The organism is Streptomyces sp. NPDC002773 (assembly GCF_040295605.1).
Lineage (GTDB): Bacteria > Actinomycetota > Actinomycetes > Streptomycetales > Streptomycetaceae > Streptomyces.
The window spans coordinates 1-6,808 of the sequence record NZ_JBEOVO010000069.1; the positions used below are offsets into that span (position 1 = coordinate 1).

Consider the following 6,808-nt stretch of genomic DNA (forward strand, 5'->3'; position numbering starts at 1 on the left):
CCCGTCGAACGCATGATGCGCGACGCCAAGATCACCCAGATCTACGAAGGCACCAACCAGGTCCAGCGCATCGTCATGGCCCGCAACCTCCCGTAACACCCTGCCCGTTGAAAGGAGACAGGCCGTGACCCTGAAGATCGCTGTCTGTGTGAAGTACGTCCCCGACGCGACCGGCGACCGCGGTTTCGCCGATGACCTGACGACCGACCGCGAGGCCGTCGACGGTCTGCTGTCGGAGCTCGACGAGTACGCGGTCGAGCAGGCGCTGCGGATCTCCGAGGAGGCCGACGACGCCGAGGTGACCGTCGTGACCGTGGGCCCGGACGACGCCAAGGACGCGCTGCGCAAGGCGCTGTCGATGGGCGCCGACAAGGCCGTCCACGTCAACGACGAGGACATCCACGGCTCGGACGTGATCGCCACCTCCGCGATCCTGGCCAAGGCCCTGGAGAAGACCGGCTTCGACCTGGTCGTCTGCGGCATGGCCTCGACCGACGGCACCATGGGCGTACTGCCCGCGCTGCTCGCCGAGCGCCTCTCCCTCCCCCAGGTGACGCTGCTCTCGGAGGTCACCGTGGAGGACGGGCTCGTGAAGGGCCGCCGCGACGGCGACGCCGCGACCGAGCTCCTGGAGGCCCCGCTGCCGGCCGTCGTCTCGGTCACCGACCAGTCCGGCGAGGCCCGTTACCCCTCCTTCAAGGGGATCATGGCCGCCAAGAAGAAGCCGGTCCAGGAGCTGGACCTGGACGACCTGGACATCGACGCCGACGAGGTGGGTCTCGCCGGGGCCTGGACCCTGGTCGACACGGTGGCCGCGCGCCCGGCCCGTACGCAGGGCACGATCGTCACGGACGAGGGCGACGGCGGCAAGCAGCTCGCCGCCTTCCTCGCCACCCAGAAGTTCATCTGACCCACCGTCAGCCACACCCACTCAGGAGCAACGAATCATGGCTGAGATCCTGGTTCTCGTGGACCACGCCGACGGTGCGGTCCGTAAGCCGGCCCTCGAACTGCTGACGCTGGCCCGCCGCGTCGGCGAGCCCTCGGCGGTCGTCCTCGGCGCCGGCGAGGCCGCGGCCTCGATCGCCGCCACCGCCGGCGAGTACGGCGCGGCGACCGTGTATGTCGCGGACGGCGCCGAGTTCGCCGACCAGCTGGTGGTGCCGAAGGTCGACGCGCTCACCCAGCTCGCCAAGGAGAAGGGGGCCGCCGCCGTCCTGGTGACCTCCTCCGGCGAGGGCAAGGAGATCGCGGCCCGGGTCGCGCTCCGTCTCGGCTCCGGTCTGATCACCGACGCCGTGGAGCTGGAGGCCGGCGAGGACGGCCCGGTCGCCACCCAGTCCGTGTTCGCCGCCTCGTACCAGGTGAGGTCGCGGGTCTCGCACGGCGTGCCGGTCATCACGGTCAAGCCGAACTCCGCCGCCCCGGAGGCCTCTTCGGCCGCCGGTACGGTCGAGAACGTCACCGTCGCCTTCACCGGCAACGCCGCGAAGGTCGTCTCGCGCACCCCGCGCGTCTCCACCGGCCGCCCCGAGCTGACCGAGTCCGCGATCGTGGTCTCCGGCGGCCGCGGTGTCGGCGCGGCCGAGGGCTTCGCGGTCGTCGAGAAGCTGGCCGACTCGCTCGGTGCGGCCGTCGGCGCCTCCCGCGCCGCCGTGGACGCCGGCTGGTACCCGCACGCCAACCAGGTCGGCCAGACCGGCAAGCAGGTCTCGCCGCAGCTGTACGTCGCGGCGGGCATCTCCGGCGCCATTCAGCACCGGGCCGGCATGCAGACGTCGAAGACGATCGTCGCGGTCAACAAGGACGCGGAGGCCCCGATCTTCGACCTGGTGGACTACGGCGTGGTCGGTGACCTCTTCGAGGTGCTGCCGCAGCTGACGGACGAGATCGGCGCTCGCTGATCCCAGCGGGAAGGGGCGGGTGGCACTCTGTGCCACCCGCCCCTTCTCCGTGTCCGCCCGCCCTCAGATCCAGCCGTCGAGCGGGACCTCCTCGCAGAGCCGCACGACCGGCCTGCGGCCGGTCACGCCGACCCCCGACGAGACCTTGACTCGGACCCCCGGGCGTACCGCGTGCAGCGGCCCGTCGACGCGGCAGCGGACCACGAAGCCCTCCGCCATGTACACCGGCCAGAGGTCGGCATCGGCCGCGGCGACCCCCCGCCGTACGGTGATCACGCCTTCGCCCTCGCTGAGTTCGGGCGTGAGTTCGGTGGACCCGCAGGTCGGACAGAGCAGTCGCTGGAACGTCGTGGTGTGGCACCAGCGGCAGCGCTGGAAGTAGAGCTCGACGTCGGGGGCCGACTCCTCTGCGGCCCGGACGGCGGTCCCGCTCCTCATTCCCGTGTGGAACACGATGCCTTCTCCTTGCACTCGGCGGCTCGACCGTGCATGGAGCCAAGATATGGCACTGAGTGCCATCAAATAAAGACCTGAGTTCCCTCAATTCGAGATACCGAGAACCCCGAGGGGTGTCGCCCGGTCGTTCTCAGCCCTCGCCGAGGCTCGATTCCACCTCGCGCACCACGCGCCACATGGGCGTGGACCGCTTGGTGATCACCACCACGACGTCCTCGGTCTCCTCGGCCGGCGCGTCCACGACCGCGTCCGGGCTCCAGGTGGCGCGGACGAACTCCAGGGCCCTGTCCACCTCGGCGAGCGGGTCGCCCTCGCCTCCCGAGCGGAGCCAGTGCCGCAGGGCGTGGTTGTGGGCGGCGACGACGGCCGCGGCGGCCACGTTGGCGCGCAGGGTGCCGTCCCTGCGGTCGGCCCAGCGGGTGCGCAGATAGTCGCCGAGGGTCTTCTCGTACCGCCAGACGACCGAGAGTTCATAGGTGCGCAGTCCGGTCACCTCCCGGGTGAGCCGGTAGCGCTGGACGGAGAACGTGGGGTTCTCGGCGTACATCCGCATGACGAGCCGGGCGGCGCCGCAGACCCGGACCATCGGGTCGTCGGAGTCGGCGCTCGCCGCGAGGAAGCGGGTCATGTCGGTGAGGCACTGCTCGTGGTCGGGGAAGACCACGTCCTCCTTCGACGGGAAGTACCGGAAGAAGGACCTGCGGCCGACGCCCGCGAGGGTGACGATGTCGTCGACCGTGGTCTGCTCGTAGCCCCGCTCCAGGAAGAGCTGGAAGGCCGCGGCGATGAGGGAGTCCCGCATCGCTGGCTTCGTGGAGTTCGTCGATGCTGTTCCCATGCACCGAACCTAGCATTGGGAATCACCGCCAGCGGTACTGGGTGCCGGGCGAATCCGGCACCCAGTACCGTGAAGAGGGTACGGAGGCTCAGCGGGCCGTCATCCGGAGCGCGCCGTCCATCCGGATCGTCTCGCCGTTGAGGTAGTCGTGCTCGGCGACCATCGTCACCAGGCGGGCGTACTCCTCCGGGCGGGCGAGGCGCTGCGGGAAGGTGACGCTCGCGGCGAGACCGGCCCTGACGTCCTCCCCGAACCCGGCCATCATCGGGGTGTCGACGATGCCGGGGGCGATGGTGACGACCCGGATGCCGAACTGCGCCAGGTCACGGGCGGCGGTGACGGTCATGCCCGCGACGCCGGCCTTGGAGGCGGCGTAGGCGATCTGGCCGACCTGGCCCTCGAAGGCGGCGATCGAGGCGGTGTTGACGACGAGGCCGCGCTGTCCGTGCTCGTCGGGCTCGTGCCGGGCGATGGCCTCGGCGGCGAGCCGCATCACGTTGAACGTACCGATCAGGTTGACGTCGACGACGGACCGGAACAGGTCGAGGTCGTGCGGTCCCTTGCGGCCCAGGATCCGGGCGGAGGGAGCGATGCCGGCGCAGTTCACGGCGAGCCGCAGTTCGGCGCCGTCGGCGTCGATCGCGGCGAGCGCCTCGCGGACCCCCTGCTCGTCGGTGACGTCGGCGGCGAGCAGCCGTACCCCCTCGGGCAGCGGTCCGGCGGCGGCCACGGCCTTGTCCAGGTCGAGGCCGTAGACGGTGGCGCCCCGGGCGGCGAGCGCCGCCGCGGTGGCGGCTCCGAGGCCGGAGGCGGCGCCGGTGACGAGAGCGGCGGAGCCGGCGATGTCCATGGAACTCCTCGTTCGTGTCGTGTGTCGTCGTGTGTCGTCGTCTGTGGTGCGTGTGACGTCGAGTGTCGTCCGTGGTGCGCGTGCGGGGCGGGTGCCACCCTGCCGCCGGGCGGTGCGGTTACTTCTCCGCGTGCGCGAGGCCCCGGCTGATGACGAGGCGCTGGATCTGGTTGGTGCCCTCGAAGATCTGGGTGATCTTGGCTTCGCGCATGTAGCGCTCGACCGGAAAGTCACGGGTGTAGCCGTAGCCGCCGAGGACCTGGACGGCGTCCGTGGTGACCTTCATCGCCGTGTCGGTGGCGATGAGCTTGGCCGCGCTGGCCTGGCGGCTGAAGGGGCGGCCGAGGTCGCGCCGGCGGGCCGCGTCCAGGTAGGTGGCGCGGGCCGCGTCGACGGCGGCGGCCATGTCGGCGAGGAGGAACCCGAGGCCCTGGTGGTCGACGATCCGGCGGCCGAAGGCCGTGCGCTCGTTGGCGTACGCGACGGCGGCGTCAAGGGCGGCCTGGGCCAGGCCCGTGGCGCAGGCGGCGATGCCGAGCCGGCCGCTGTCGAGCGCGCTGAACGCGATTTGGAGGCCCTGGCCCTCCTCCCCCACGAGCCGGTCGGCTTCGAGGAGGGCGCCGTCCCAGTAGGCGGAGGTCGTGGGGACGGCCTGGAGGCCCATCTTCCGCTCGGGGGCGCCGAAGCTCAGTCCCTCGGTGGCGCCGGGGGCGAGGAGGCAGGAGATGCCGTGGCTGCCGGGAGCGGTCCGGGCGAAGAGCGCGTAGAACCCCGCCTTGCCGCCGTGGGTGATCCAGGCCTTGGTGCCGGTGACGCGGTAGCCGCTGCCGTCGTCCTGGCGCTCGGCCTTGCAGGTGAGGGCGGCGGCGTCGGAGCCGGCCTGCGGCTCGGAGAGGCTGTAGCCGCCGATGGTCCGGCCCGCCAGCATCGCGGGCAGCCAGCGTTCCTTCTGCTGGGCGGTGCCGAAGGTGTGCAGCGGGTGGCAGGCCAGCGTGTGGACGCTGGTGGCGACGGCGACGGCGGCCCAGCGCGCGGCGAGCTCCTCGAGGACCTGGAGGTAGACCTCGTACGGCTGGCCTCCGCCGCCGTACTCCTCGGGGTACGGCAGGCCGAGGAGCCCGGCCTCGCCGAGAGTGGTGAAGAGCCCTTCGGGATAGGTCTCGGTGGCCTCGTACTCGTCCACCCGCGGCGAGAGCTCCTTGTCGGCGATCTCCCGGGTGAGGGCGATGAGGTCCGCCGCTTCGGGGGTGGGAAGCAGGCGGTCGACATCCATGGCGACTCCAGCGGCGCGCAAAGTGGTACTGGGGCAGGTACTGCAGTACCGTCGAGAGTAGCGCAGAAGGGTGGCGCCGTAACCCCCCGCGGGGCAGGCCTGGAATACTGGCCGGGTGATCGAGACCTCAGCCGCCGACGCCCCGAAGCTCACGGGCCGCGGTGCGGCGCGCCGCTCCGCCCTCTTCGAGGAGCTCGTCGCCCTCCTCGTCGGCGAGGGCTTCGCCCGGCTGACCCTCGACGATCTCGCCGGGCGGCTCCGCTGCTCGAAGCGGACCCTGTACGGCCTCGCGGGCAGCAAGGAGCAGCTGGTCCGGGCGGCGGTCGTGCACTTCTTCCGGCGCGCCACGGCCCGGGTGGAGGCGGTCCTGGCCGCCGCGACCGATCCCGCCGAGCGGCTCGCGGCCTATCTGCGGGCGGTCTCGGCCGAGCTGGCACCGGTCTCGCCACAGTTCTTCGACGACGTGGCCGCGTTCGAGCCGGCGGCGGAGGTGTACGAGCGCAACACGCGCGCGGCGGCCGGCCGGGTCCAGCAGCTCATCGAGGAGGGCGTGCGGGCCGGGGTCTTCCGCGAGGTCCACGTGGCCTTCGCGGCCGACGTCATCTCCTCGGTGATGGTCCGCATCCAGCGCCGCCAGGTCGCCTCGGCGACGGGCCTGGCCGACGCGGAGGCGTACGAGGAACTGGCGGAACTGCTCCTCAGCGGCCTCCGCAAGTCCTGAGCTCCGAGGCGGGCAGCGGGCTCGGCCCTGGGCGCCCGCGTTCAGGTCCTGAAGGGCCGCCCTACTTATTTCAGGATGTGAGTTAAACCTCAAGAGAAGAGGACGCGCGAGGCCTGACGACGGTATGTTTGCGTTCAGGACTACTTCACAAGGGGGCCCTAGTGACCATGCGGACCGGCCGCACGGTGCGTGATCTGCGCCGCGAGAACCGCACCGCCGTCCTCCAGCGCCTCTACTTCGACGGGCCGATGAGCCGCTTCTCGCTCGGCCCCGCGACCGGCCTCAGCTCGGGCTCGGTGAGCAACGTGGTCGCCGAACTCGTCGCGGAGGGGTTGGTCGAGGAGGCCGGCAGCGTCGACTCGGCCGGCGGCCGCCCCCGCACCCTGCTCCGCGTCACCCCGGGCAGCGGCTTCATGATCGGCGTCGACGTCGGCGAGACCCGCGTCAGGATCGAGCTGTTCGACCTCACGCTCACCGAACTGGCGCGCACGGAAAGGCCCTTGGCGGTCGCGGGGCCCCACCCGCACGAGCGGTACGAGGTCGGGGTGGTCGTCGACCACGTCCGCGAGGGCGTCGCGGAGGTGCTCCGGGCGGCCGACGTGCCCGCCGACCGGCTGCTCGGCGTCGGTGTCGGTGTGCCGGGCATCGTGGCCCGCGACGCCGGTGAGGGTGCGGTCGTGCACGGCCAGACGATCGGCTGGGACGCCGTGCCCTTCGAGCGTCTGCTGCGGGCGGCGGTGGACCTGCCGGAGGACGTGCCGTACTG

9 protein-coding genes are annotated in these 6,808 nt (G+C 71.7%); 5 read left to right on the top strand and 4 right to left on the bottom strand.

Translation table 11 applies throughout. The annotated features are described in order from the left end of the window. The 3 genes from ABT034_RS35075 to ABT034_RS35085 all read left to right on the top strand — a co-directional run. The coding region (locus ABT034_RS35075; protein WP_157849844.1) for an acyl-CoA dehydrogenase family protein at positions 1–96 on the top strand (96 nt) is incomplete at its 5' end. 28 nt (positions 97–124) lie between these two features. Further along, positions 125–910, top strand: a complete 786-nt coding sequence (locus tag ABT034_RS35080; RefSeq protein ID WP_351221161.1) for an electron transfer flavoprotein subunit beta/FixA family protein — start codon at positions 125–127, stop codon at positions 908–910. A gap of 37 nt (positions 911–947) precedes the next feature. Beyond that, the gene (locus tag ABT034_RS35085; protein WP_351221162.1) at positions 948–1,904 is read left to right on the top strand and encodes an electron transfer flavoprotein subunit alpha/FixB family protein; all 957 of its coding nucleotides are present in this window, start codon (positions 948–950) and stop codon (positions 1,902–1,904) included. 63 nt (positions 1,905–1,967) lie between these two features. Here ABT034_RS35085 and ABT034_RS35090 read toward each other — a convergent pair whose 3' ends face one another. The 4 genes from ABT034_RS35090 to ABT034_RS35105 form a co-directional block, all read right to left on the bottom strand. Beyond that, positions 1,968–2,357 (bottom strand): zinc ribbon domain-containing protein, encoded by a 390-nt coding sequence (locus ABT034_RS35090; protein WP_351221163.1) that lies wholly within the window; start codon positions 2,355–2,357, stop codon positions 1,968–1,970. Positions 2,358–2,490: 133 nt separating this feature from the next. Then, entirely contained in the window at positions 2,491–3,198 is a 708-nt protein-coding gene (locus tag ABT034_RS35095) for a TetR family transcriptional regulator (protein WP_351221164.1), read from the bottom strand. Between the two features lie 88 nt (positions 3,199–3,286). Beyond that, positions 3,287–4,048 carry an SDR family NAD(P)-dependent oxidoreductase gene (locus ABT034_RS35100; RefSeq protein ID WP_351221165.1) on the bottom strand — a complete coding sequence of 254 codons (762 nt, stop codon included), beginning with the start codon at positions 4,046–4,048 and terminating at the stop codon, positions 3,287–3,289. Positions 4,049–4,166: 118 nt separating this feature from the next. Further along, positions 4,167–5,321: an acyl-CoA dehydrogenase family protein gene (locus ABT034_RS35105; RefSeq protein ID WP_351221166.1), complete on the bottom strand. Its 1,155-nt coding sequence runs from the start codon at positions 5,319–5,321 to the stop codon at positions 4,167–4,169. Positions 5,322–5,436: 115 nt separating this feature from the next. On the opposite strand from ABT034_RS35105, the gene ABT034_RS35110 reads away from it, so the two are divergent. Both ABT034_RS35110 and ABT034_RS35115 read left to right on the top strand, forming a co-directional pair. Further along, positions 5,437–6,042, top strand: coding sequence for a TetR/AcrR family transcriptional regulator (locus tag ABT034_RS35110; RefSeq protein WP_351221167.1), 606 nt, complete (start codon positions 5,437–5,439; stop codon positions 6,040–6,042). Positions 6,043–6,203: 161 nt separating this feature from the next. Continuing rightward, a partial coding sequence (locus ABT034_RS35115; protein WP_351221168.1) for an ROK family protein occupies positions 6,204–6,808 on the top strand: 605 nt, incomplete at its 3' end.